We start from the raw sequence: 24264 nt of genomic DNA, 5'->3' as shown, positions 1-24264 counted from the left end.
AGTTAAGTCGTCGTCCGAGATCTACGGCCGCACCAAAAGCGGCATCGCCATCGGCGGTATTGCCGGCGACCAGCAAGCGGCGCTGTTCGGCCAGATGTGCGTCGAAGCCGGCCAGGCGAAAAACACCTACGGCACCGGCTGTTTCCTGCTGATGAACACCGGCGACAAAGCGGTTAAATCCAAGCACGGCATGCTTACCACTATCGCCTGCGGCCCACGTGGCGAAGTGGCCTACGCATTGGAAGGCGCAGTCTTCAACGGCGGTTCCACCGTGCAGTGGTTGCGTGACGAGCTGAAAATCATCAACGACGCCCACGACACCGAATACTTTGCCGGCAAGGTCAAGGACAGCAACGGCGTTTACCTGGTACCGGCCTTCACCGGCCTGGGCGCGCCGTACTGGGACCCGTATGCCCGTGGCGCCCTGTTCGGCCTGACCCGTGGCGTACGTGTGGACCACATTATTCGCGCAGCCCTGGAGTCGATCGCCTACCAGACCCGCGACGTACTCGATGCCATGCAACAGGACTCGGGCGAACGCCTCAAAGCCCTGCGCGTGGACGGCGGCGCCGTTGCCAATAACTTCCTGATGCAGTTCCAGGCCGATATCCTCGGCACCCAGGTCGAGCGCCCGCAAATGCGCGAAACCACGGCCCTCGGCGCGGCCTACCTGGCGGGCCTGGCCTGCGGCTTCTGGGGCAGCCTGGACGAATTGCGCGGCAAAGCGGTGATCGAGCGCGAGTTCGAACCACAGCTGGATGAGGCCTCCAAAGAGAAACTCTACGCGGGCTGGCAGAAAGCAGTCAGCCGCACCCGCGACTGGGAACCGCACGAAGGCGCCGAATAAGCCAAGCGCCGGATCTATATCAGGTTGTAACTGGCAGGGAGCGGATTCCTGCGTCATCATGGGCCACTTTTGTATGGCAGCCCAAAGGACGCCCCATGAATCTGCCTCCCCGCCAACAACAAATCCTCGAACTGGTCCGCGAACGCGGCTACGTCAGTATCGAGGAGATGGCGCAGTTATTCGTTGTCACCCCGCAAACCATCCGCCGCGATATCAACCAGCTGGCGGACGCCAATCTGCTGCGCCGCTACCACGGCGGCGCGGCCTATGACTCCAGCGTTGAAAACACCGCGTACGCCATGCGTGCAGACCAGATGCGCGATGAAAAACAGCGTATCGGCGAAGCCATCGCGGCGCAGATCCCCGATCACGCTTCGTTGTTCATCAATATCGGCACCACCACCGAATCCATCGCCCGTGCCCTGCTCAATCACCACCACCTGAAAATCATCACCAACAACCTCAACGTCGCCACCATGCTCAGCGCCAAGGACGACTTCGATGTATTGCTGACCGGCGGCAACGTGCGGCGTGACGGCGGCGTGGTTGGCCAGGCCAGTGTCGATTTCATCAACCAGTTCAAGGTCGACTTTGCGTTGGTGGGCATCAGCGGCATCGATGAAGATGGCAGCCTGCTGGACTTCGACTATCAGGAAGTTCGGGTTTCCCAAGCGATCATCGCCAATGCGCGCCAAGTGATTCTGGCGGCGGACTCCAGCAAATTCGGGCGCAACGCCATGATTCGCCTGGGGCCGATCAGCTTGGTGGACTGTTTGGTGACGGATCAGCAGCCGGTGCCGGCGCTGGTGCAATTGTTGAATGACCACAAGGTGCGCCTGGAAGTCGTATAGCCTCTGCGCTGACGCCTTCGCGAGCAAGCCCGCTCCCACAGTCGGCCGTATTCTTATGTTAGAACTCGGCTGACTGCGGGAACGGGCTTGCTCGCGAAAGCAATCTACCCAACAGCCCAAACCTCAAGCCTTATCCCTGGCTTATGTTCACAAATTTTCCTTTCCCCCACCTTCGATGAGTTTTTTTAATCGAAGTTGGCTGGCTGTGCCCGCATTTATCAGCTACCATTTTCGCAAATGAACATTAATGTTCGAATTCCAATACGAAAAGATCGCGAGGCCAGCCGATGAACCCTTCTACCTTGCCTGCTCCACCGCTTGCCGAAGTCTATGACGTCGCCGTTATCGGCGGTGGGATCAATGGCGTCGGCATTGCGGCAGACGCAGCCGGTCGCGGTTTGTCGGTATTCCTTTGCGAAAAGGACGACCTGGCCAGCCACACCTCCTCCGCCAGCAGCAAGCTGATCCACGGTGGCTTGCGTTACCTGGAGCATTACGAATTCCGCCTGGTACGCGAGGCCTTGGCCGAGCGTGAAGTGCTGCTGGCCAAAGCCCCGCATATCGTCAAGCAGATGCGCTTCGTACTGCCGCACCGCCCGCACCTGCGCCCGGCCTGGATGATTCGTGCCGGCCTGTTCCTGTATGACCACTTGGGCAAGCGCGAGAAACTGGCCGGTTCGAAAAGCCTCAAGTTCGGCGCCGACAGCCCGCTGAAAAGCGAAATCACCAAAGGCTTCGAATACTCCGATTGCTGGGTCGACGACGCCCGCCTCGTTGTACTCAACGCCATGGCCGCGCGCGAAAAAGGCGCGCATATCCATACCCAGACCCGCTGCGTCAGTGCACACCGCAGCAACGGGCTGTGGGAGATGAACATGGAGCGCGCCGATGGCAGCCTGTTCTCGATCCGCGCTCGGGCGCTGGTGAACGCTGCGGGCCCGTGGGTCGCCAAGTTCATCAAGGATGACCTCAAGCTGGATTCGCCCTACGGTATCCGCCTGATCCAGGGCAGCCACTTGATCGTACCGAAACTCTACGAAGGTGCGCATGCGCACATTCTGCAGAACGAAGACCAGCGTATCGTCTTCACTATTCCCTACCTGAACCACCTGACCATCATCGGCACCACCGACCGCGAATACACCGGCGATCCGGCTGCAGTTGCGATCACCGAAGGTGAAACCGACTACATGCTCAAGGTGGTCAACGCACACTTCAAGAAGCAGCTGGGCCGTGACGACATCGTCCACACCTATTCGGGCGTGCGTCCGCTGTGCAACGACGAATCGGACAACCCGTCGGCCATTACCCGCGACTACACCCTGTCGCTGTCCGGTGGCACTGGCGAGGCGCCGATCCTGTCGGTGTTCGGCGGCAAGCTGACGACCTATCGCAAGCTCGCCGAGTCGGCCATGGCGCAACTGGCGCCGTACTTCACGCACATGCGCCCAAGCTGGACCGCCAAGGCCAGCCTGCCCGGCGGCGAAGAGATGACTACGCCGGAAGCGCTGGCCGAGTCCATTCGCAGCAAATTCAACTGGGTGCCGAGCGAAATCGCTCGTCGCTGGTCGACCACCTACGGCAGCCGCACCTGGCGCCTGCTGGAAGGTGTGCAAACCCTAGCTGATCTGGGTGAGCACCTCGGGGGCGGCCTGTACACCCGCGAAGTCGATTACCTGTGCGCTGAGGAATGGGTGACACAGCCTCAGGACGTGTTGTGGCGCCGCACTAAGCTGGGCCTGTTCACCACGCCCGCCGAACAGGATAACCTGCAACGCTACCTGTCCAAGGTTGAACAGAACCGCAGCAAGATCGAAGCGGCCTGACCGACCTGCCGCACAATGCCCCTGCACCTTATGGTCCAGGGGCTTTTTTAAGCCCGCGTGGATATTCGGTTTTCCGAACGCGATATGCTTCCCTATTCGGTCAACCGTACACGCGAAGCGAATAGTGACCGTCACATAAAGTTAATAGCCATATAATTCAATACGTTAAGCTTTTGTTTTCGGTATGGCACGACTCATGCTCTACACTTCCTGACGATTGCCTGAGACGCCTCAGGAGCCGTCAAGGCATTCGCAGTACAAGAGAGCCGTTTAGCTGGCTTCATAAAAAAAACAAATGTCGAGGAAGTATTGATGCGCATTGTTCCCCATATCTTGGGCGCAGCTATCGCTGCTGCTCTGATCAGCACTCCAGTTTTCGCCGCCGAACTCACCGGCACGCTGAAGAAAATCAACGACTCCGGCACTATCACCCTCGCTCACCGCGACAGCTCAATCCCGTTTTCCTACATTGCGGATGGCTCGGGCAAACCCGTGGGCTACTCCCACGACATTCAGCTGGCCGTTGTTGAAGCCCTGAAAAAAGACCTGAAAAAGCCTGATCTGAAGGTCAAGTACAACCTGGTGACTTCGCAGACCCGTATTCCGCTGATCCAGAACGGCACCGCGGACCTGGAATGTGGTTCGACCACCAACAACGCCGAGCGCGCCCAGCAAGTTGACTTCACCACCAACATCTTCGAAATCGGCACCCGTCTGCTGGTCAAGAAAGACAAGGAAGGCAAGGAAGGCAAGCCGTCCTACACCGACTTTGCCGACCTGAAGGGCAAGAACGTCGTGACCACCGCCGGCACCACGTCCGAGCGCATCATCAAGGCGATGAACGCCGACAAGCAGATGGGCATGAACGTCATCTCCGCCAAAGACCACGGCGAGTCCTTCCAGATGCTCGAAAGCGGCCGCGCCGTAGCGTTCATGATGGATGACGCCCTGCTGGCCGGTGAAGAAGCCAAGGCCAAGAAGCCGGACGACTGGGTCATCACCGGTACGCCGCAGTCCTTTGAAGCCTACGCGTGCATGGTTCGCAAAGGCGACCCGGACTTCAAGAAAGCCGTGGATGACGCCATCGTCAGCCTGTACAAATCCGGCGAGATCAACAAGATCTACGCCAAATGGTTCGAAAGCCCGATCCCACCGAAAGGCCTGAACCTGAACTTCCCGATGAGCGACAAGGTTAAGGAGCTGATCGCTAACCCAAGCGACAAACCAGCACCTGAAGTAAAAATCTGATACCTGACTAAGCTTATCTCCTGAGGGAGCCAACCCTCCCTCAGGCGTCTGTTACTACCTGCTTGCTATAACCTGGAACACTCGACCTGGCGGTTTTCGAGCCGATCGTGTGTGCCTGGCGTTCATCGTCGGGCGGGAATGGATTTCCCCCAAGCGGGTGCTTGTACATCGATCGATCTCGAGGGGAGACCCTAATGAATTACAACTGGGACTGGGGCGTGTTCTTCAAGTCCACCGGCGTGGGCAGCGAGACTTATCTCGACTGGTACATTGCCGGCTTGGGCTGGACCATCGCCATCGCTGTCGTGGCATGGATTATCGCCTTGCTGCTGGGCTCCATTCTGGGGGTCATGCGCACCGTGCCAAACCGCCTCGTATCGGGCATCGCGACCTGCTACGTGGAACTGTTTCGTAACGTGCCGCTGCTGGTTCAGCTGTTTATCTGGTACTTCCTGGTACCCGACATGCTGCCGCAGAACCTGCAGGACTGGTACAAACAAGACTTGAACCCGACCACCTCGGCCTACCTGAGCGTAGTGGTGTGCCTGGGCCTGTTCACCGCCGCCCGTGTGTGTGAACAAGTGCGCACCGGCATCCAGGCGCTGCCCCGTGGCCAGGAAGCCGCAGCCCGCGCCATGGGCTTCAAGCTGCCGCAGATCTACTGGAACGTGCTGCTGCCCCAGGCCTACCGCATCATCATTCCGCCGCTTACCTCCGAATTCCTCAACGTGTTCAAGAACTCCTCCGTGGCGTCCTTGATCGGCCTGATGGAACTGCTGGCGCAAACCAAGCAGACCGCCGAATTTTCGGCCAACCTGTTTGAAGCCTTCACCCTGGCCACGCTGATCTACTTCACCCTGAACATGAGCCTGATGCTGCTCATGCGCATGGTCGAGAAGAAAGTCGCAGTGCCCGGCCTGATCTCCGTGGGGGGTAAATAATGGATTTTGATTTCAGCGGCATCATCCCCGCGATCCCGGGCCTGTGGAACGGCATGGTCATGACCCTGCAGCTGATGGTCATGGGCGTGGTCGGCGGCATCATCCTAGGTACGATCCTCGCGCTGATGCGCCTGTCGTCCAGCAAGCTGCTGTCGCGTGTGGCCGGCGCCTATGTGAACTACTTCCGTTCGATCCCGCTGCTGCTGGTCATCACCTGGTTTTACCTGGCGGTGCCGTTCGTGCTGCGCTGGATCACCGGTGAAGACACGCCGATCGGCGCGTTCACCTCCTGTGTCGTGGCCTTCATGATGTTCGAAGCCGCGTACTTCTGTGAAATCGTGCGGGCCGGCGTGCAGTCGATCCCCAAGGGACAGATGGCCGCCGCGCAGGCGATGGGCATGACCTACGGCCAGACCATGCGCCTGATCATCCTGCCCCAGGCGTTCCGCAAGATGACGCCGCTGCTGCTGCAGCAGAGCATCATCCTGTTCCAGGACACCTCGCTGGTCTACACCGTGGGCCTGGTGGATTTCCTCAACTCCGCCCGCTCCAACGGCGACATCATTGGCCGCTCCAATGAGTTCCTGATCTTCGCCGGTGTCGTCTACTTCATCATCAGCTTTTCCGCCTCGCTGCTGGTCAAGCGTCTGCAAAAAAGGTTTGCCGTATGATCTCTATCAAGAACATCAACAAGTGGTATGGCGACTTCCAGGTGCTGACCGACTGCAGCACCGAGGTTAAAAAAGGCGAAGTGATCGTGGTGTGCGGGCCGTCCGGCTCGGGCAAATCCACCCTGATCAAGTGCGTCAACGCGCTGGAACCCTTCCAGAAGGGTGATGTTGTCGTGGACGGCACGTCGATTGCCGACCCGAAGACCAACCTGCCGAAACTGCGCTCGCGCGTGGGCATGGTGTTCCAGCACTTCGAGCTGTTCCCGCACCTGACCATCACCGAAAACCTGACCATCGCGCAAATCAAGGTGCTCGGCCGCAGCAAGGAAGAAGCCACCCAGAAGGGCCTGCAACTGCTTGAGCGCGTAGGCCTCTCGGCCCATGCCCACAAGCACCCCGGCCAGCTGTCTGGTGGCCAGCAGCAACGAGTGGCGATTGCCCGCGCCCTGGCGATGGACCCGATCGTCATGCTGTTCGACGAACCGACCTCGGCACTGGACCCGGAAATGGTCAACGAAGTGCTCGACGTGATGGTGCAACTGGCCCAGGAAGGCATGACCATGATGTGCGTGACCCACGAAATGGGCTTCGCCCGCAAAGTGGCCGACCGCGTGATCTTCATGGACGCCGGCAAGATCATCGAAGACTGCCCGAAAGAAGAGTTTTTCGGTGACATCAGCGCCCGCTCCGAACGTGCGCAGCACTTCCTTGAGAAAATCCTGCAGCACTAAGTACGCTGAATATAGCTGCGCTGAGGGGCTTTTGTGGCGAGGGAGCTTGCTCCCGCTGGGGCGCGAAGCGGCCCAAGAACCAGCGACACATATTTCCAAAGTGAAATGTCGGTCGTCAGTTCCAGGGCTGCTATGCAGCCCAGCGGGAGCAAGCTCCCCCGCCGCAATCATTCCCAGCCAAAGACCCCTGTATTCACGTCGGTAGCTGACCCAAGGCATCTGTGATGAAATGCGACCCCAATCAATTTCGCGCCGCGCCGCCATCACTTGCCGTGAAGCCTCGTCTGATACGCCAACTGTTCCTGCCGCCGTTGATCATCGCCCTGATGATCGGCTTGGGTTATATCGGCTTCTGGGTCAGTGAGTACTACGGCATCCGCACCCTCAGCGACAACGGCGAACGCCAGTTGGAGTTGCACGCCCGCACCGTCGAAAGCGAACTGAGCAAATACACCTACCTGCCCAGCCTGCTTGAGCTGGAATCCAGCGTTTCCATGCTCCTGGCCGATCCCAGCCAGGAAACCCGCAAGACCGTCAACGATTACCTCGAAGGTTTGAACCGCCGCAGCCGCAGCCGCGCCATCTACGTGATGGACACCACCGGCCGGGTGCTGGCCACCAGTAACTGGCGCGACGCCGACAGTTACCAGGGTGAAGACCTGTCCTTTCGCGCCTATTTCCAAAACGCCGTACGCGGCCAACCCGGTCGTTTCTACGGCATCGGCAGCACCAACGGCGAACCCGGCTACTACCTGGCCCACGGGCTGGAAGAGCATGGCAAGATCATCGGCGTCGCCGTGGTCAAGGTCCGCCTGGAAGCGCTCGAGGAGCGCTGGCAACGGGCGCGCCTGGAAGCCTTTGTGAGCGACGAAAACGGCATCATCATCCTCTCCAGTGACCCGGCCCGCCGCCTCAAGGCCGTGCGCCCGCTGAGCGATGACACCAAGGACCGACTGGCCCACAGCCTGCAATATTACTGGGCGACACTGAACGCGCTGGAACCCCTGGCCCGCGAGCGCTTGGACGAAGGCAGCGAAAAGCTGACCTTCCCGGCCAACAGCGAAGTGGTCAGCGACAAGCACGAAGTCAGCTACCTGGCGCAAACCCGGCCACTGAATGACACACCGTGGAATTTCACCCTGCTCACCCCGCTCAATGAGCTGCGCCGCGCCGCGATCAACCAGGGCATTCTGGTCGCCGTTGCGTTTGGCCTGGTGGCGTTTTTGCTGATTGCCTGGAACGAGCGGCGCAAAGTCATCGCCACCCGCCTCGCCGCGCGGGAAGCCTTGCAGGAAGCCAATAGCCAACTGGAGCGACGGATTGCCGAACGCACCGCCGACCTGCGCGCCAGCAATGAACGCCTTAAAGGCCAGATCCGCGAACGGCGCCAGGCCGAAGAAACCTTGCGCCGCGCCCAGGACGAACTGGTGCAGGCCGGCAAACTCGCGGCGATCGGCCAGATGTCCACCAGCATCGCCCATGAGCTGAACCAACCCCTGGCCGCGTTGCGCACGCTGTCCGGCAACACCGTGCGCTTCCTCGAACGCGGGGCCCTGGACACCGCCAGCGCCAACCTCAAGACCATCAACGAACTGATCGACCGCATGGGCCGCATCACCGCCAGCCTGCGCTCGTTTGCCCGGCGCGGTGACGACCAGGGCGAAGCGAACCTGGCCAAGGCCGTGGACGCCGCGTTCCAAGTGCTCGGCGCGCGCCTGGACAACCTGCCCCTGGCCGTGCACCGTGACTTCGCCAACGCCCAATTACAGATCGACCAGACGCGCCTGGAGCAGATCCTGGTCAACCTCGTCGGCAACGCCCTTGATGCGATGCAGGCGCAAACCGCACCGCAGTTGTGGCTGGAAGGCCAGAGCGCCGAGGGTAAATATCGCCTGCGGGTGCGCGACAATGGCCATGGCATCGACCCCGAGGCCCGCAAGCATCTGTTCGAACCTTTCTTCACCACCAAACCCGGCGAACAAGGCCTGGGCCTGGGCCTGACGCTGTCCGCGAGCCTTGCGGCGGCCACCGGCGGCAGCCTGGCCGTGGAACATCCGGCCAGCGGTGGCACCGCGTTTGTCCTGAACCTGCCGCTGGCGGGCGCTGAAACAGTTGAGTCGACATGAATATTGAACCCCAAGACCTCACCGTTCTGATCGTCGAAGACGACCCCCATGTACTGCTGGGCTGCCAGCAAGCATTGGCACTGGAAGACATTCCCAGCGTTGGCGTGGGCAGTGCCGAAGAAGCGTTGACGCACATCGGCGAGAACTTCGCCGGCATTGTCATCAGTGATATTCGCCTGCCCGGCATCGATGGCCTGGCATTGCTCACTCGTCTCAAAGCCTTGGACAAAAGCCTGCCGGTGGTGCTGATCACCGGGCACGGCGACATCTCCATGGCCGTCGGCGCGATGCGCAACGGCGCCTACGACTTCATGGAAAAACCCTTCTCCCCCGAGCGCCTGGTGGATGTTGCCCGCCGAGCCCTGGAACAGCGTGGGCTGGCGCGGGAAGTCTGGTCGCTGCGCCGCCAACTGGCCGAGCGCGATTCGCTGGAGGGCCGCATCATCGGCCGCTCGCCGGCGATGCAAAACCTGCGCGAACTGATCGCCAACGTCGCCGACACCTCGGCCAACGTGCTGATCGAAGGCGAAACCGGCACCGGCAAGGAGCTGGTCGCGCGTTGCCTGCATGATTTCAGCCGGCGCCATTCCCACCAGTTCGTTGCGCTGAACTGCGGCGGGCTGCCGGAGAATCTGTTCGAAAGCGAGATCTTCGGCCACGAAGCCAACGCGTTTACCGGCGCGGGCAAGCGCCGCATCGGCAAGATCGAGCACGCCCATGAGGGCACGCTGTTTCTCGATGAAGTGGAAAGCATGCCGATCAACCTGCAGATCAAACTGCTGCGGGTTTTGCAGGAACGCACCCTCGAACGCCTGGGCTCGAACCAGAGCGTGGCCGTGGATTGCCGGGTGATCGCCGCCACCAAGTCCGACCTCAACGAACTGAGCCGTGCCAGCCAGTTCCGCAGCGACCTGTACTACCGTCTCAATGTGGTCACCCTTGAACTGCCGCCGCTGCGCGAGCGCCGTGAAGACATCCTGCAGTTGTTCGAACATTTCCTGCAGCAATCCTCACTGCGTTTTGATCGCACCGCGCCGGAGCTGGACAACCAGACCCTGTCGAACCTGATGAGCCACGATTGGCCGGGCAACGTGCGCGAACTGCGCAACGTCGCCGAACGCTTCGCCCTGGGCCTGCCGGCGTTCAAGAAAAGCGGCAGCGGTGGCAGCCCCCAGGGCCTGGCCTTTACCGAGGCGGTGGAGGCCTTCGAACGCAATCTGCTCAACGATGCCCTGCAACGCAGCGGCGGCAACCTGACCCAGGCCAGCCAGGAGCTGGGGATGGCCAAGACCACGTTGTTCGACAAGGTCAAGAAATACGGGCTGGCTCACTGATGGACCTGTTCTTGAAGGCCGCCCTGGGCGCGGCGGTGGTGCTTGTGTTGGCCGCACTGGCCAAGACCAAAAACTATTACATCGCCGGGTTGGTGCCGCTGTTTCCGACCTTTGCGTTGATCGCCCACTACATCGTCGGCAAGGGCCGCTCGGTGGAGGATTTGAAGACCACCATCCTGTTCGGCATGTGGTCGATCATTCCTTACTTTGTGTACCTGGCGACCCTCTATGTACTGGTGGAGCGTATGCGCCTTGAAGCGTCACTCGCGGTCGCGGCGGTGGCGTGGTTGATGGCGGCAACCGTCCTGGTAAGCGTGTGGGTACGCGTGCACAGCTGAGGCAGGAAGTGAGCGAGGCAATATTGCCCGCCCTGTCACGAACCGGCATTTTTCGAAGGTTGAATAACCCATGCGACGCGCCGGCTGACATGAGCCTTTCTCAATACCTTATGATTGAGCACAAATTTTACTCATGGAGGCCGTCGTGCTGGAAATCCGTCACCTTAAAACGCTGCACGCCCTGCGCGAAGCCGACAGCCTGGTGGAGGCCGCCGAGCGCCTGCACCTGACCCAGTCGGCGCTGTCCCACCAGTTCAAGGAGTTGGAAGAGCGCCTGGGCATGCCGCTGTTCGTGCGCAAGACCAAACCGGTGCGTTTCACCAGCGCCGGCCTGCGCCTGCTGCAACTGGCCGATGCCACTCTGCCGCTGCTGCGCGGCGCCGAGCGCGATATTGCGCGGCTGGCCGGCGGCACCGCCGGGCGCTTGCACATGGCGATCGAGTGCCACAGTTGCTTTCAATGGCTGATGCCGACCATCGACCAGTTCCGCGATGCCTGGCCTGAAGTCGAGCTGGACCTGGCCTCGGGCTTCGCCTTCGCCCCGCTGCCGGCCCTGGCCCGGGGTGATCTTGACCTGGTGGTGACCTCCGACCCGCTGGAATTGCCGGGCATCACCTACGTGCCGCTGTTCACCTACGAAGCCATGCTCGCCGTGGCCAACCAGCACCCACTGGCGAACAAATCGTACATCGTGCCGCAAGACCTGCTGACGCAAACGCTGATCACCTACCCGGTGGAGCGTGATCGCCTGGACATCTTCACCCGCTTTCTGGAACCGGCCGACGTGGAACCGGCCCAAGTGCGCACCTCGGAGCTGACGGTGATGATGATGCAACTGGTGGCCAGCGGTAGAGGCGTGTGCGGGATGCCCCATTGGGCGCTGCACGAGTACAGTTCACGCGGTTATGTGAAGGCCAAGCGGCTGGGCGAAAAAGGGTTGTTCGCCACGCTGTATGCGGGCATTCGTGCCGACATGCTGGATGCACCGTATATGCGTGATTTTTTGCTGACGGCCAAAGACACGTCATTTTCCACGCTCGATGGTGTGAGTGCGGTGCGCTGAGGCTCGCGACAGGCTCACCGCTATCTGAGGCCAGGCCGAAAGCGATCAGCGGACGATCTTGTCCACGTGGATACCCAGCTTCTTCAAGCGATACCAGAAGCTCCTCTCGGAGATCCCGATCTTCGCCGCCGCCGCGGCCTGCACCCCATTGCTCTCCTGCAATGCCGCCAGAATATAGGCTTTCTCCACCTCCGCCAGCGCCGCATCCAGATCCTGCGGCACACCCGGGCCATCACTCAGAATCGTCGCTGCGCCAGCCTCGGCGGGCCTGGAGACGAACAGGTAACCCGGCAAATCGATATCTTCGATCACTGGTGAAGCAGCCACAATGGTCGCCCGCTCCACGCAGTTTTGCAGTTCACGGATATTGCCCGGCCAGGCGTACGCCGCCATGGCCTGCAAGGCTTCGGGGCTGAACCCGGTAATGCGTTTGCCGGCGGTCGCGCTGAGGGTGCGGGCGAAGTGCCGGGCCAGGGGCGCGATATCTTCCACGCGCTCGCGCAGCGCCGGCAGAGGAATCGGGAAGACATTCAGGCGGTAATACAAGTCTTCGCGAAATTCCTTGTTGGCCACCGCGTCGAGCAGGTTCTTGTTGGTGGCGGCGATCACCCGCACGTCCACCTTGCGCTCGCGGGGGTCGCCCACCGGTTCGATGACCCGTTCCTGCAAGGCGCGCAGAATCTTGGCCTGCAATGCCAACGGCATATCACCGACCTCATCAAGAAACAGCGTACCCTTGTCGGCCTGCATGAAGCGCCCTACCCGGTCGGCCACGGCGCCGGTGAAGGCGCCCTTGCGATGACCGAACATCTCGCTTTCCAGCAAACCTTCGGGGATCGCCGCGCAGTTGACCGCCACGAACGGTTGATCGGCGCGGCTGCCGTGCTTGTGGATGGCGCGGGCGACCATTTCCTTGCCGGTACCGCTTTCGCCGGTCAGCAGGATGGTTGCGCTGCTGTCGCGCACCGAGTCCACCGCTTGCAGCACTTTACGAAACGCCGGGCTGTCGCCCACCAGGCTGTCGAACTGTGCATGTTCATCCAGCTCGGCGCGCAGGCGTGCGTTGTCGCGCATGATGTCGCGAAACTGCAGGGCCTTGGCCACGGTGATGTCCAGCTCGTCGATATCGAACGGCTTGGCGATGTAGTCGTAGGCGCCGTTGCGCATCGATTGCACGGCATTTTTCACCGTGCTGTAGGCCGTCATCACGATCACCGGCACGTGCGGATAGCGCTGCTTGATCTCGGCCAGTAACGTCGGCCCGTCCATCCCCGGCATGCGCCAGTCGCTGATGACCAGGTCGATGCCTTCCTGCTCCAATACCTTGAGCGCGTGCAAGCCATTACCGGCGGTAAACACCTGGATGCCATTCTGGCTCAGGGCGGACGATAACAGGTCACAGAGCTTGGGTTCGTCGTCGACCACCAATACGTTATGCGTCATGGCCGTCCTCATCCTCGCCGTCGTCTTCACCGTTAGCCGGAATGTACAGGTTGAAGGTGGCGCCGGCATCTTTCTCGGAGACGCACTCAATGCTGGCGTCGTGACTTTCCATGATCGAATAGACTTTGGCCAGGCCCAAGCCCGTGCCCGAGGCCTTGGTGGTGACAAACGGCGTAAAGATGCGCTCGACCATATCTGCCGGGATGCCCTCGCCGGTGTCGACGATGCTGATCACGGTGTTATCGCCCGCGCTGCGGATACCCAAAGTAAGGCGCCCGCCTTCAGGCATCGCGTCGATGGCGTTGAGAATCAGGTTGAGACAGGCCTGTTTGAACTGCTTGGCATCCACGTAGACCGTGGCGTCGGGCGCCTGGTCGTCTATCTGTGCGTCGATGTTGTGGGTGTTCAACTGCGGGCGGCAGAAACCGAGGATTTCTTCCACCAGCGCGCGTGCCGGTTGCAGTACGCGTATCGGCGGGTTGGGCTTGGCGAAGTCAAGAAATTCGGTGATCAGTTCGTTGATCCGGCTGACCTCGCTGATGACGTACTCCAGGTGGCGCTTGTCGGTCTCCGGAAGGTCGGCGCGCCGGTGCAACAGTTGAGTGGCGGTCTTGATGATGCCCAACGGGTTGCGGATTTCATGGGCCAGGCCCATGGCGACTTCACCCAGCGCATGCAGGCGGTCACGGCGGCGCAGTTGGGCTTCCAGATAATGCAGTTCGCCCAGGCGTTCCGTCATGTGATTGAAAGTGCTGCTCAGTTGCGCCAGCTCGTCGCCGCCGCTGACCGTTACACGGTGAGCATAGTCGCCGCCAATCACCGCATTCACGCCTTGGGACAAGTCGCGCAGGGGCTGGGTCAGGCGTCGCGACACCCACACGCCCGCAGCCAGCGACAGCGCCGAACTGACCAGGAAAATCAGCACGAACAGGTTGCTCTGGTTCACCAGGCCCACCAGGCTGGTGTGGCGCAGCAGGCCGCTGAAGATCACGCCTTGCAGCTCGCCGGCATCGTTGAATATCGGCCAGTACAGACCGCTGTACTGTTTGGTGAATTGCTCGCTCGGCTGCCGGGTGCTGCGCAGCGCGACTTCGACGTCTTTGGGAATGCGCGCCGGGTGACTTTCGAAACGCTGAGTGGCAAATATCTCGGTAAACCCCGTGGGGTTGGCCAGGTACAGGCGCAGGTCGAGGGAGTGCACATTGGCCACGCTGGTGAGGAAGCTGCTGTCCAGGTAAGTGGCCACCAGCAACAGATAATCGACCCCATCGCGATTGGTCTCGAAGGTCGACACCACCAGGCCTGTGCTCACACCGGCGACTTGTATGATCTGCAACACCGCATTGTTGGTCAGGCTGATCTGTTTGACGATGTCGTCGGCGGCGGTGCTGAACACCACCTTGTGATCACTGGCGCGAATCAGCGCCACCACATCGATGTCGGTGGCATCGGAGATGTCGGCGATGAGCCGGTCATGCCGCTCGGCTTGCTTGGATGAAGGTGGGCTGGTATAGCGCAGGAACAGCTTGGCCATGCGCGCGTTGTCGTGAAGGATGTCGCCGATCTCGTCCTTGACGATCTTGGTCGACTCCTGCAGCCAGATACGCACGTTGCTGTCGAAAATCTGCGACAGCGTGGCGGCGGCCAGTTCCGCCGCGATCATGGTCGGAATCACGCTGACCAGCCAGAAGGCCAGCACCAGCTTGCGCTGGACGCTCCAGCGCGAAATGGCAAAGGGGCGGGCTTTGCGGCGAGTCTTTGTAATCATCAGGTTTCGCTTATCGCAGCAGCCATGGCAGGGTCGGAACGATCCGGTCGGAACAGCATTTTGACTAACTTGAGCACGCCGTTGACCCACCGGTTGCGGTGGCGGAAGAACAGGCTGTTGCCCTGGAACTGGCAGCCCAGCCGCAGTTTACTGGCATATCCGGCCTGGCCGCACTCATACACCGCAATATTGTGTTGGATACAGTAGTCGACATTGGTCAGCCAGCTGCGGAAGTACAGGTTGTACTCACGGCTGAACGCGACGTCATGCCCGAAAAATTTATCGATCAGCCGATGCTCGTCAAGCAGGATCAGGTTGAACGCCACCAGGTGCCCGTCCACCCAGTAAAGAACACACGCCGCCCGCGCTTGCAGTTGCTCGAGAATCCCCGTGAAGTAACCGGCGGGCAGGCGTTCGAACTGCAAGTCCGAACCCGTGAGCGTGGCTTCATAAAGGCGCATGACCTCGGGCAGCACATCGTCGATATTGTGCCGCCACTCTATCCGCGGTCCCGGCGCGCGCAGTTTGCGGCGCAGGTCTTTGCGGGTGGATTTACCCAGCGAACCCAGGTACGCATCCACCGAACCATAGGGCACCGGCAACACGCCCGTGGGCAGGCTCGGCATGCTTTGAAAGCCCGCGACGCGACAGCTTTCGGCCCAGTGCGAGTCGTTGGTCGGTGCGTCCTTGACCGCAACCAGGCCGATGCCGAAGTGGTCGGCATCGCGGCGCGCTGCGGCGAGCAATTGCTGGAGCAACAGCGGCCTTCGTCCCTCGGACACGTGACTGGCGACACCCGCGTCACAGCGCTCGGCCACCGGCGAGCCGATCGCGTACAGGGCCAACTGCAAGGCGCCCGGCCACAGGCGATCCAGGCGCTCGGTCAAGCGCTTGCCGGCCCCCGACACCGTGGTGTCGAGGCGATAATGGGTGATGAACGCAGCCGCCACGGCCACCAGCGTTTCATCTTCGTAAACGGCCAAGTAACGCCACTCAAAGTCATCAATCGCGGCGTTTTCCACGGCGAGGTAATAGTCCCAGTCCTCCAGGGCACCGGGAAAGCAGTCATTCCAGGCGCTGCGCTCGATAGCCCGGATGGTCGGGTAGGCTTGGGTGGTTATCACATCTGATCCCTTTGTGGCGAGGGAGCTTGCTCCCGCTGGGCTGCGAAGCAGCCCCCTCAACTGCAGCGAGTTTTTCCAGTTAAAAAGAAGCCGCCGGTTCCAGGACAGCTTCGCTGCCCAGCGGGAGCAAGCTCCCTCGCCACAACAAGCCAGGCTCGGCATGGAGCGAATGCTGCCCGATAAACTCGGCGCTCAACTCGATCACACGGCGGTATTGCAAATCGACGGTGATCATGTGGTAGCAGTTATCCAGCAGGACCTTGGTCACCGGGCCACCGAGGTGGCGCTCCACGTAATCGGCGTTCCAGCGGCTGGTGATGTCGTCTTCGATGGAGTGCAACACCAGCGCCGGCACCTTGATCGCGGGCATGCGTTTCTTGACCACCGCGTTCAGGCGATGCAACTCGCGCACGGTGATGCCCTCCATGGTCAACAACCCCGCCTCGCTGCTCTCGCCCTCCTTCATCTGCCGCTCGACGATGGCCCGCAGGCGTTCGTTCTTGATGCCATAGGGCGGTTTCTCTTCGAAGCTGCAAACGTGCACGCCGAACGGAATCTTCATCAGCAACGGCGTGAGAAAGGCCAGCTTGTTGATGCTCCAGCCGTCGTACTTCAAGGTGGTGGAATACATCAGCAGCCCGGCGACCTGCCCCGGGTGCTCGGCCGCCACGTACATCGACATCACCGCGCCCATGGACAAGCCGCCGACGAACACCTGCTGATGGCGTTGCCTGACCTGGACGAAGGTCTTGCGCACGCCTTCGTACCAGTCCCGCCAGCCGGTGGCCTGCAGATCGCTGTTATCGCCGCAGTGCCCGGCCAGGGTGGGCACGTACACCGTGCAGCCGCCCGCCTTGACCAGCCCCTTGGCGACCTGTCGCAATTCGGTTGGGGTGCCGGTCAGGCCATGGATCAACAAGACCCCGACCGGACCGTCACCGAGAACGAAACCGGCATCCCCTTCACCGAGGTCGATCTCTGCTGTTTTCACCGGTTGGTCGCCCGCACCAGCAATTGCTCAAGCAGCTTCAGGCCCAGTTCGATTTCCGGGTAGCTGATTTCCAGCGACGGCGCCAGGGTGATCACGTTCTTGTAGTAGCCGCCCACGTCGAGGATCAGGCCGAGTTTGCGACCATCGACCACCATGTCACCTTTCATGCCTTCCTCGACCATGTAGTCCAGGGTCGCCTTGTCTGGAGTAAAGCCATCCGGGCCGCAGATTTCGCAGCGCAGCGCCAGGCCCAGGCCGTCGACGTCGCCGATGATCGGAAAACGCTTGTGCAAGTCCTGCAAACCTTCGAGGAAGTATTTGCCCTTGGCCATGACCATCGCGCCGTAGTCGACTTCGCTGGTCATCTTGAACATTTCCAGGCCGACCGCCGTACCCAATGGGTTGGAGGCGAAGGTGGAGTGGGTCGAACCTGGCGGGAATACCTTCGGGTTGATCAACTCTTCACGGGCCCAGATGCCGCCCAGCGGGTTGAGGCCGTTGGTCAGCGCTTTGCCGAACACAATCACGTCCGGCTGCACGTCGAAGTGTTCGATCGACCACAACTTGCCGGTGCGGTAGAAGCCCATCTGGATCTCGTCGCAGACCATCAGGATGCCGTGCTGATCCAATACGTGCTTGAGCTCGCGATAAAAATTCATCGGCGGGATCACGTAGCCGCCGGTGCCCTGGATCGGCTCGACGTAGAACGCCGCATATTCGCACTGGTTGGTTTTCGGGTCCCAGACGCCGTTGTATTCAGTCTCGAACAAGCGGGCGAATTGCTGCACGCAGTGGCTGCCGTATTCTTCCTTGGTCATGCCCTTCGGGCCACGGAAGTGGTACGGGAATGGAATGAAATTGGCGCGTTCACCAAAGTGGCCGTAGCGGCGACGGTAGCGAAAGCTGGAGGTGATCGATGAAGCGCCGAGGGTACGGCCGTGGTAGCCGCCTTCGAAGGCGAACATCAGGCTCTTGCCGTTGCTGGCGTTGCGCACCACTTTCAACGAGTCTTCAATCGATTGCGAACCGCCGACGTTGAAGTGCACGCGGCCGTCGAGGCCGAACTTGTTCTTGGCGTCGACCGCGATCATTTCCGACAGCTCGATCTTGCCTTTGTGCAGGTACTGGCTGGCGATCTGCGGCAGCGTGTCGATCTGCTGTTTGAGCGCGTTGTTCAGACGCGGGTTGGCGTAGCCGAAGTTGACGGCCGAGTACCACATCTGCAGGTCCAGATACGCCTGGTCTTCGGTGTCCCACACATAGGAGCCTTCGCAGCGACTGAAGATACGCGGCGGCTCGATGTAGTGAACGGTGTCGCCGTAGGAGCAGTACTTGGCTTCTTTATCCAGAAGGATCCGGTCTTCGGCGGTAGCGATACGGATATCAGACATGATGGAAAATTTCCTGAGTGTCGGCAGTGAAGGACGTTGCGTTGGCGGCGATGCTTTGTGGCAGTTGAGCCAGCAATGCGGGCAGCTGGGCGAAGGTGTCGAAGCGCGCGTGAGGAATGTGGTGGGCGACGCAGTACTCGGCGAGGCTGCCCTTGGCGAACACGAAGTCGGCGGTGGAGGCCACGCACATATCGGACTTGCCGTCGCCGATCACCAGCACGCGCTTGTCGCGCGGCGTGGACTTGCATTTGCAGTTGCCGGAAGCGGCGCGGCAGGCATCGCTGGCATATGGAAAGTCGATGCGCCAGCTGTTCTGGTCGACCTGACGCAGGCGGTTGGCGAGGATCGGCAGCAACGACACGTAGTTACGCGACAGAATGCGCGCGATGCCCTGCTCGATGCCGTCGCTGACCACTTCGATGGTCGCGCCCAGGCCCATGACGTGATCGACGAAATCCGGGAAGTCCGGGTCGATCTCGACGCTGTCGAAATACGCCAGCAGTTCACTGGGGGTGGCCTTGATCAGCGCCAGTTGGCGGCTCAGGCATTCACGTGAACCGATCTGCCCATCCAGCCATTCCTGCTCAATGGTTTCCCACTCGGGGCCGGCGAAGCGTTGGAGGACGTTGTCGATGACATCGGTGGGGGTGATGGTCCCGTCGAAGTCACACACGATGTGCCATTGGATCATTGCGTCTACCTTTGGAAAGAGGCGCGCTGTAAGCGCTTGCATTACCGGTAGAGCAGGGAGCGTGCCAACGGAACAAAGCCCAGCAGGGCCGGGGGTTTTCCGGGAATCCGGGGCGGGTGTGTGCGCTGCAAGCTACAATTTTTGTAGCTTGCTACAAACAAGATGAGTGCTTGCGCGGCAGGGATAGTTTGCGCGTTCATGCGCGCATGAACTCACCGGGAAAGCGCACCATGTCCAAGCTCACGGCTGTTGTATTCGCAGGTTTTTTCGGGCTGTGCAGCGCCTCCAATGGCGCATCGGCCCAGGGCATCAGCGGCGACGTGGGCGCGGGCCTCAGTTACCAGCCCCACGACCCGAGCGGCACCCGCTACGAAACCCGCCCCGTGCCCTACCTGGACCTGGACTGGGGCGACGTCAGCCTGAGTACCGATGACGGCTTGACCTGGAGCGCGTTGAACACCCATGGACTCACAGCCGGCCCGTACATCAATTACCTGTCGGGCCGTACGTCCAACGGCGCGCTGCAGGGCCTGCGCAATGTGTCGGATATGGCCGAGGTCGGTGGTTTCGTCCAATACGCCCCGGCCGATTTCTGGCGGGTCTACGCGCAGTTGGGCCAGGCCGTGGGCGGTGGCCATGCGCAAAGTGGCGCACTCGGCAAACTGGGCGGCGAGCTGGGCTACCCACTGGGTGGCGGGATTATCGGCAGCACTGGCCTGGTCGCGCATTTTGCCGATGCACGCCAGGCCAACACGTTCTTCGGCGTCGACAGCCACGAAGCGGCCGTTACCGGTTTTCGGCCCTATAACGCCAGCGGTGGCTTTCAAAACGTCGCGCTGACTCAGAGCTTCGCGTTCCCGCTGGCAACGCACTGGTCACTGCTGACCAGCGCCAGTTGGGTCCGCCTGGTCGGCTCGGCAGCCAACAGCAGCATCGTCAGACAGGCCGGCGACGTGAACCAGGGGCAGGTGCAGACGGCGATCAGCTACACGTTCGACTGATACCAGAGACGGGTTGGGGTTTGCTCTGCAACCTCAGTTCTCTTCTCCTTCCGCCAGCAACGCGATCCCCCCGACAATCACCGCAACACCCACCCAGTGCAAACCGCTGATGTGCTCCCCCAACCCCAGCCAAGATCCCAGCAGCACCGCCACAAACACCAGCGAACTCAAGGGAAAAGCCAGGGACAAGCTGCTACGCCGCAGAATCAGCATCCACACAAAAAACGCACTGATATAACTGGCAATCGCCGCCAGAATCCCAGGGTTGCGCCCCACTTCCGCCAGCCATTGCCAGGTGAAATTCATCTGGCCCAATTGATCACCGGCAACCTTGGTAAACAACTGCCCGGCACTTTCCGTGGCGATCAACAGCGCCCACAGCACCAGCGTGCCAACCCGCCCATGCAGCCAACCGGTATTGATGATTTGCGTACTCATGCCTGGCCTCCCGCAATCGCCACCAACATCACACCGAAGGTAATCACCAGGGTGCCCAGCCAACGACGTCGGCTTACGGTTTCCTTGAGTACCACTTTGCCCGCCAGCACCACCAGGCAATACGCCAACGCCGCCAGCGGAAACAGCACGCTCAACGGCGCGCGTGACAACGCTTCGAGCCAGACGAAAAACTCGATGACATAGGCCCCGATTCCGGCCCAGAGCAGCGGCGCGTTGAACACCTGGCCCCAGAAAGCACGCAGACGAAAACCGCCATCGAGTTGCGGCAAACGGTCCACGCCCAGCTTGAAACACAACTGGCCAACCACATCGAGGACGATGGAAAACGCCAGCAACAGCACTACGGTCAGGGTCACGGGAACAACTCCTCGAACAGGTCGATCAGGGCTGCATTGGTCGTCGCATTGCGCTGCAAGTCGTGCGCGCTCCAACGCTCGGGCGGTGGCTGGTCGGACTTGGCCTCCCAGCGCTTGAAGGCGTTGCTGAACGCCGGCACCGCGAACTCGCCGCACACGTCGATACCAATGATGCGTTTATGCGCCGCCAACGCCCGCAAGGCCTGGAGCAAGTGGCTCAGCCGCATGCCGCCCTGGTCCCAATTGGTGGCGGCGTCTTCACTGGCGAGCACGTCTTTGTCGAGGGTGATCCAGATTGCTTCGGTGGGCAGGCCGGCGATCATCTGATCAAGAAACAGTGCCCAGTCCAGCTGCGCCAGGTTGCGCCAGTGCAGGTGATTCTCCTGCTGTCGATGCCCGGCACCATCGCCGACCCTGCCCCAGACTTTCGAGGGCGGGTGCTGCCAGGGGAACAGCTGCAACTGCCCGCGCTTGAGGGCGCCGAGGTTACCGCCGCGCAGTTGCGGGTTGTGCAGGTCGTCACTGCAGGGGCCAAGGGTGACGATGCGCTTGATCGCCGGCATTTTCAGCGCGCGGTTGACCCACGAACCACAGTGGCGCCTGGGTGCAAAGCGCACCCAGTCGGGGTGGTTGTCGAAGTGGATCAGGCTGATGGGCTCTTTCAGGTCGGCGAGGAACGCCGGCGTGAGGTGATGATAGTCGCCGGAGCCGACGAACAGGATTTCCGGGCGCGCATCGCTGGGCCGTGGCCGCTGGGCCAGGCGCTCGACGAAACGTTTCCAGGTTTTTTCGGTGGACCACAGGCGCAGCTTCGGGCCCAGGTCCAGCAGATCAAGGCGCGTGGCCCGGCCGCTGGCCAACCGCTGGGCAATCGGCGCCTGACCGGTAAGGCTGTGGTCGAGGTCGAGAATGTTCAAGGTCGTGTTTCACCCCTAATAGCAGCGCCCAGCCGCAGACCGGATGGGCTTTAGGGGGGTCAATGCAAGGGGCGGGCCAGGCGGCCGTGAACACAGGTCCCATGCGGGAGGGATACCGTTCAGTAACAGTTCCACTGCAGGAGCGAGCCTGCTCGCGAAAAACGTCAACGATAATGCGTGTTTCCTGGAGGCACGCGGCGCCTGAGCGTTTTTCGCGAGCAAGCTCGCTCCTACAGGCAGTGCCCCCTTTCACATCTGGCTATGTGCCTTGCCTTAGTTTTTGGCCTCTTTGATGATCTGGCGAATCGCCCCGACAAAGGCTTCGGCCGGCTGGCCACCGCTGACGGCGTACTGGTCGTTGAACACGATGGTCGGCACCGAGGTCACGCCACGGGTGACCCACAATTTCTCCTGCTCACGCACCTCTGCGGCGTATTCGTCGCCGGCGAGTATCTCGGCGGCGCGCTTGAGGTCCAGGCCGACGCTTTCGGCAATGATCGCCAGGGTCGCGTGGTCGGAAGGGTCCTGGCCGTCGGTGAAATAGGCCTTGAACAGCGCCTCCTTGAGGTTGTATTGCAGGCCTTCCAGCCCGGCCCAATGCAGCAGGCGGTGCGCGTCGAAGGTGTTGTAGATGCGGCTCTGGCCGTCGGTGCGAAAGGCAAAGCCCAACGCGGCGCCCATGTCGCGAATGCGCTCGCGGTTGGCCTGGGACTCTTCGGCGCTGGAGCCATATTTTTCGGTGATGTGCTCAACGATGTTCTGCCCTTCGGCGGGCATGTTCGGGTTCAGCTCGAACGGCTGGAAATGGATCTCGGCCTGCACCTCGGCGCCAAGCTGATCGAGGGCTTCGGTCAGGCCGCGCAGGCCGATGATGCACCAGGGGCAAGACACGTCGCTGACGAAATTGATTTTCAGGGGAGTACTCATGGGTCAGCCACCTCGCTGGCATTGATAAGCCACAAAGGCCACACGATACACCACCTTTACAGCAGCTTCGAAGGCTCACCCAAGTCGATCTGCGCCCAGTGCGCGGTATCTTCGCGATGGGCTTGCAGGTAGGGCAGCACCGCTGCCAGCAACGGCGCCTTGAAGGCTTCCTGAAAACGGTGGGCCAGGCCTGGAATCAATTTCAACTGGCTGCCCCGGATATGCGCGGCCAGATGAACGCCATGCATCACCGGCAACAACGGGTCGGCGGTGCCGTGGACCACCAGGGTCGGCACGCGCAGTTGGTTGAGCAACGGCACGCGGCTCGGCTCGGCGAGGATCGCCATGATCTGGCGCTTCACGCCTTCCGGATTAAACGCGCGGTCATAGGACAGCGCCGCCTGATGCAGCAATGCTTGGCGATCATCCTGCACATTCGGGCTGCCCAGCGCTGCGAGCAAATCGGCTTGCTGTTCCAGGGCGACTTCGCGATTGGGCGCGCTGCGCCGCGACAACAACTGCACCAGCGCGGCATTCGGGGCGGGCAGGCCCTCGGCGCCGGAGCTGGTCATGATCAGGGTAAGGCTCTCCACCCGTTGCGGCGCCATCGCGGCCAGGTGCTGGGCGATCATGCCGCCCATGCTCGCCCCCAACACGTGAAATTGCCGAACCTGCAACGCATCCATCAAACCCAGGGCGTCGTCGGCCATGTCGGTCAGCGTATACGGCGCCGCCACCGGCAGGCCGAGCTTGTAGCGCAGCACCTCGAACGTCAGATTGGCGCTGGCCGGCGCCTGGCGCCAGGTGGATAAACCGACATCACGGTTGTCGTAGCGGATCACCCGAAAACCTTGCTGGCACAGGGCAACCACCACTTCGTCGGGCCAGTGGATCAACTGCCCACCCAGGCCCATCACCAGCAGCAAGGCCGGGTCGGACGCACGGCCGATACTCTGGTAGGCGATGCTCACCTGAGCCAGGTCGACCGTTTGGGTCGGGACATTGACGTCACATCGAGAAGCCGCAAAACACGGCAGGCCGAACAACAGAGCGGCCAGTAAAAGCAACACGCGCATGAAAAACACCGAAACGCAGAACCCCAGTAGAGCGCGAGTCTGATGAAGTTTGTTCAAGCGCGCTGCCACAGTTGCGTGACAGTTTGATGAAGGGCGCCCAACGGTCATTCGAGGGCGGCCACTGCGCCGCCAAGCCGTTTTATC

Annotated in this window: 23 protein-coding genes; 12 read left to right on the top strand and 11 right to left on the bottom strand. The window is 61.2% G+C overall.

Features of this window, described 5'->3' with window-relative positions:
* The 11 genes from Q1V60_RS12350 to metR form a co-directional block, all read left to right on the top strand.
* Positions 1–847: FGGY-family carbohydrate kinase (locus tag Q1V60_RS12350; RefSeq protein ID WP_300630610.1), on the top strand; the 847-nt coding region annotated here is incomplete at its 5' end.
* A 95-nt stretch (positions 848–942) separates the two neighbouring features.
* Positions 943–1698, top strand: a complete 756-nt coding sequence (locus Q1V60_RS12345; RefSeq protein ID WP_300630608.1) for a DeoR/GlpR family transcriptional regulator — start codon at positions 943–945, stop codon at positions 1696–1698.
* A 287-nt stretch (positions 1699–1985) separates the two neighbouring features.
* On the top strand, positions 1986–3524 hold the full coding sequence (gene glpD / locus Q1V60_RS12340) for a glycerol-3-phosphate dehydrogenase (RefSeq protein WP_300630606.1): 1539 nt from the start codon (positions 1986–1988) through the stop codon (positions 3522–3524).
* A 312-nt stretch (positions 3525–3836) separates the two neighbouring features.
* Positions 3837–4772, top strand: coding sequence for a glutamate/aspartate ABC transporter substrate-binding protein (locus tag Q1V60_RS12335; RefSeq protein ID WP_300630604.1), 936 nt, complete (start codon positions 3837–3839; stop codon positions 4770–4772).
* A 194-nt stretch (positions 4773–4966) separates the two neighbouring features.
* Positions 4967–5713, top strand: a complete 747-nt coding sequence (locus Q1V60_RS12330) for an amino acid ABC transporter permease (RefSeq protein ID WP_300630602.1) — start codon at positions 4967–4969, stop codon at positions 5711–5713.
* Positions 5713–6384, top strand: a complete 672-nt coding sequence (locus tag Q1V60_RS12325) for an ABC transporter permease subunit (RefSeq protein ID WP_046071144.1) — start codon at positions 5713–5715, stop codon at positions 6382–6384. Before Q1V60_RS12330 ends, Q1V60_RS12325 begins: the two co-directional genes overlap by 1 nt.
* Entirely contained in the window at positions 6381–7115 is a 735-nt protein-coding gene (locus Q1V60_RS12320) for an amino acid ABC transporter ATP-binding protein (protein WP_003231449.1), read from the top strand. Before Q1V60_RS12325 ends, Q1V60_RS12320 begins: the two co-directional genes overlap by 4 nt.
* A 224-nt stretch (positions 7116–7339) precedes the next feature.
* A complete protein-coding gene (locus Q1V60_RS12315) occupies positions 7340–9241 on the top strand; it encodes a sensor histidine kinase (protein WP_300630599.1) in 1902 nt (633 codons plus the stop codon).
* A complete protein-coding gene (locus tag Q1V60_RS12310; protein WP_300630597.1) occupies positions 9238–10575 on the top strand; it encodes a sigma-54 dependent transcriptional regulator in 1338 nt (445 codons plus the stop codon). The genes Q1V60_RS12315 and Q1V60_RS12310 overlap by 4 nt, the downstream gene beginning before the upstream one ends.
* Complete coding sequence (locus Q1V60_RS12305) at positions 10575–10913, top strand: GlpM family protein (protein ID WP_300630595.1); 339 nt, start codon at positions 10575–10577, stop codon at positions 10911–10913. Before Q1V60_RS12310 ends, Q1V60_RS12305 begins: the two co-directional genes overlap by 1 nt.
* 145 nt (positions 10914–11058) lie before the next feature.
* Positions 11059–11976, top strand: a complete 918-nt coding sequence (gene metR, locus Q1V60_RS12300; protein ID WP_124365990.1) for a transcriptional regulator MetR — start codon at positions 11059–11061, stop codon at positions 11974–11976.
* A 45-nt stretch (positions 11977–12021) separates the two neighbouring features.
* On the opposite strand, the gene Q1V60_RS12295 is transcribed toward metR, so the two are convergent.
* From Q1V60_RS12295 to Q1V60_RS12270, 6 genes are all read right to left on the bottom strand, one after another.
* Entirely contained in the window at positions 12022–13419 is a 1398-nt protein-coding gene (locus tag Q1V60_RS12295; protein WP_300630593.1) for a sigma-54 dependent transcriptional regulator, read from the bottom strand.
* On the bottom strand, positions 13409–15187 hold the full coding sequence (locus Q1V60_RS12290; RefSeq protein ID WP_300630592.1) for a HAMP domain-containing sensor histidine kinase: 1779 nt from the start codon (positions 15185–15187) through the stop codon (positions 13409–13411). The genes Q1V60_RS12295 and Q1V60_RS12290 overlap by 11 nt, the downstream gene beginning before the upstream one ends.
* Complete coding sequence (locus tag Q1V60_RS12285; protein WP_300630590.1) at positions 15187–16311, bottom strand: GNAT family N-acetyltransferase; 1125 nt, start codon at positions 16309–16311, stop codon at positions 15187–15189. The genes Q1V60_RS12290 and Q1V60_RS12285 overlap by 1 nt, the downstream gene beginning before the upstream one ends.
* 79 nt (positions 16312–16390) lie before the next feature.
* Positions 16391–17302 carry an alpha/beta fold hydrolase gene (locus Q1V60_RS12280; protein WP_300630588.1) on the bottom strand — a complete coding sequence of 304 codons (912 nt, stop codon included), beginning with the start codon at positions 17300–17302 and terminating at the stop codon, positions 16391–16393.
* Complete coding sequence (locus Q1V60_RS12275) at positions 17299–18693, bottom strand: aminotransferase class III-fold pyridoxal phosphate-dependent enzyme (protein ID WP_300630586.1); 1395 nt, start codon at positions 18691–18693, stop codon at positions 17299–17301. The genes Q1V60_RS12280 and Q1V60_RS12275 overlap by 4 nt, the downstream gene beginning before the upstream one ends.
* Entirely contained in the window at positions 18686–19384 is a 699-nt protein-coding gene (locus Q1V60_RS12270) for an MtnX-like HAD-IB family phosphatase (RefSeq protein ID WP_300630585.1), read from the bottom strand. Before Q1V60_RS12270 ends, Q1V60_RS12275 begins: the two co-directional genes overlap by 8 nt.
* 230 nt (positions 19385–19614) lie before the next feature.
* Between Q1V60_RS12270 and Q1V60_RS12265 the strand changes: the two genes are divergently transcribed.
* Positions 19615–20385: a MipA/OmpV family protein gene (locus Q1V60_RS12265; protein ID WP_300630583.1), complete on the top strand. Its 771-nt coding sequence runs from the start codon at positions 19615–19617 to the stop codon at positions 20383–20385.
* 33 nt (positions 20386–20418) lie between these two features.
* Here the strand turns inward: Q1V60_RS12265 and Q1V60_RS12260 are convergent, their stop codons facing one another.
* The 5 genes from Q1V60_RS12260 to Q1V60_RS12240 all read right to left on the bottom strand — a co-directional run bounded on the left by Q1V60_RS12260 (position 20419) and on the right by Q1V60_RS12240 (position 24120).
* Positions 20419–20823 (bottom strand): transporter, encoded by a 405-nt coding sequence (locus Q1V60_RS12260; protein ID WP_300630582.1) that lies wholly within the window; start codon positions 20821–20823, stop codon positions 20419–20421.
* The gene (locus Q1V60_RS12255) at positions 20820–21200 is read right to left on the bottom strand and encodes an EamA family transporter (protein ID WP_300630580.1); all 381 of its coding nucleotides are present in this window, start codon (positions 21198–21200) and stop codon (positions 20820–20822) included. Before Q1V60_RS12255 ends, Q1V60_RS12260 begins: the two co-directional genes overlap by 4 nt.
* The gene (locus Q1V60_RS12250) at positions 21197–22117 is read right to left on the bottom strand and encodes an arginase (RefSeq protein WP_300630579.1); all 921 of its coding nucleotides are present in this window, start codon (positions 22115–22117) and stop codon (positions 21197–21199) included. Before Q1V60_RS12250 ends, Q1V60_RS12255 begins: the two co-directional genes overlap by 4 nt.
* Positions 22118–22390: 273 nt before the next feature.
* On the bottom strand, positions 22391–23044 hold the full coding sequence (locus tag Q1V60_RS12245; protein WP_300630577.1) for a DsbA family oxidoreductase: 654 nt from the start codon (positions 23042–23044) through the stop codon (positions 22391–22393).
* A gap of 56 nt (positions 23045–23100) precedes the next feature.
* On the bottom strand, positions 23101–24120 hold the full coding sequence (locus tag Q1V60_RS12240; RefSeq protein ID WP_300630575.1) for an alpha/beta hydrolase: 1020 nt from the start codon (positions 24118–24120) through the stop codon (positions 23101–23103).
* Positions 24121–24264 lie beyond the last annotated feature (144 nt).

Origin of the sequence: Pseudomonas sp. (assembly GCF_030147005.1) — a bacterium.
In the GTDB taxonomy this organism is placed as follows: domain Bacteria; phylum Pseudomonadota; class Gammaproteobacteria; order Pseudomonadales; family Pseudomonadaceae; genus Aquipseudomonas.
Note: the sequence above shows the minus strand (reverse complement) of the source record. Positions and strands in the feature narration are given on the sequence as shown.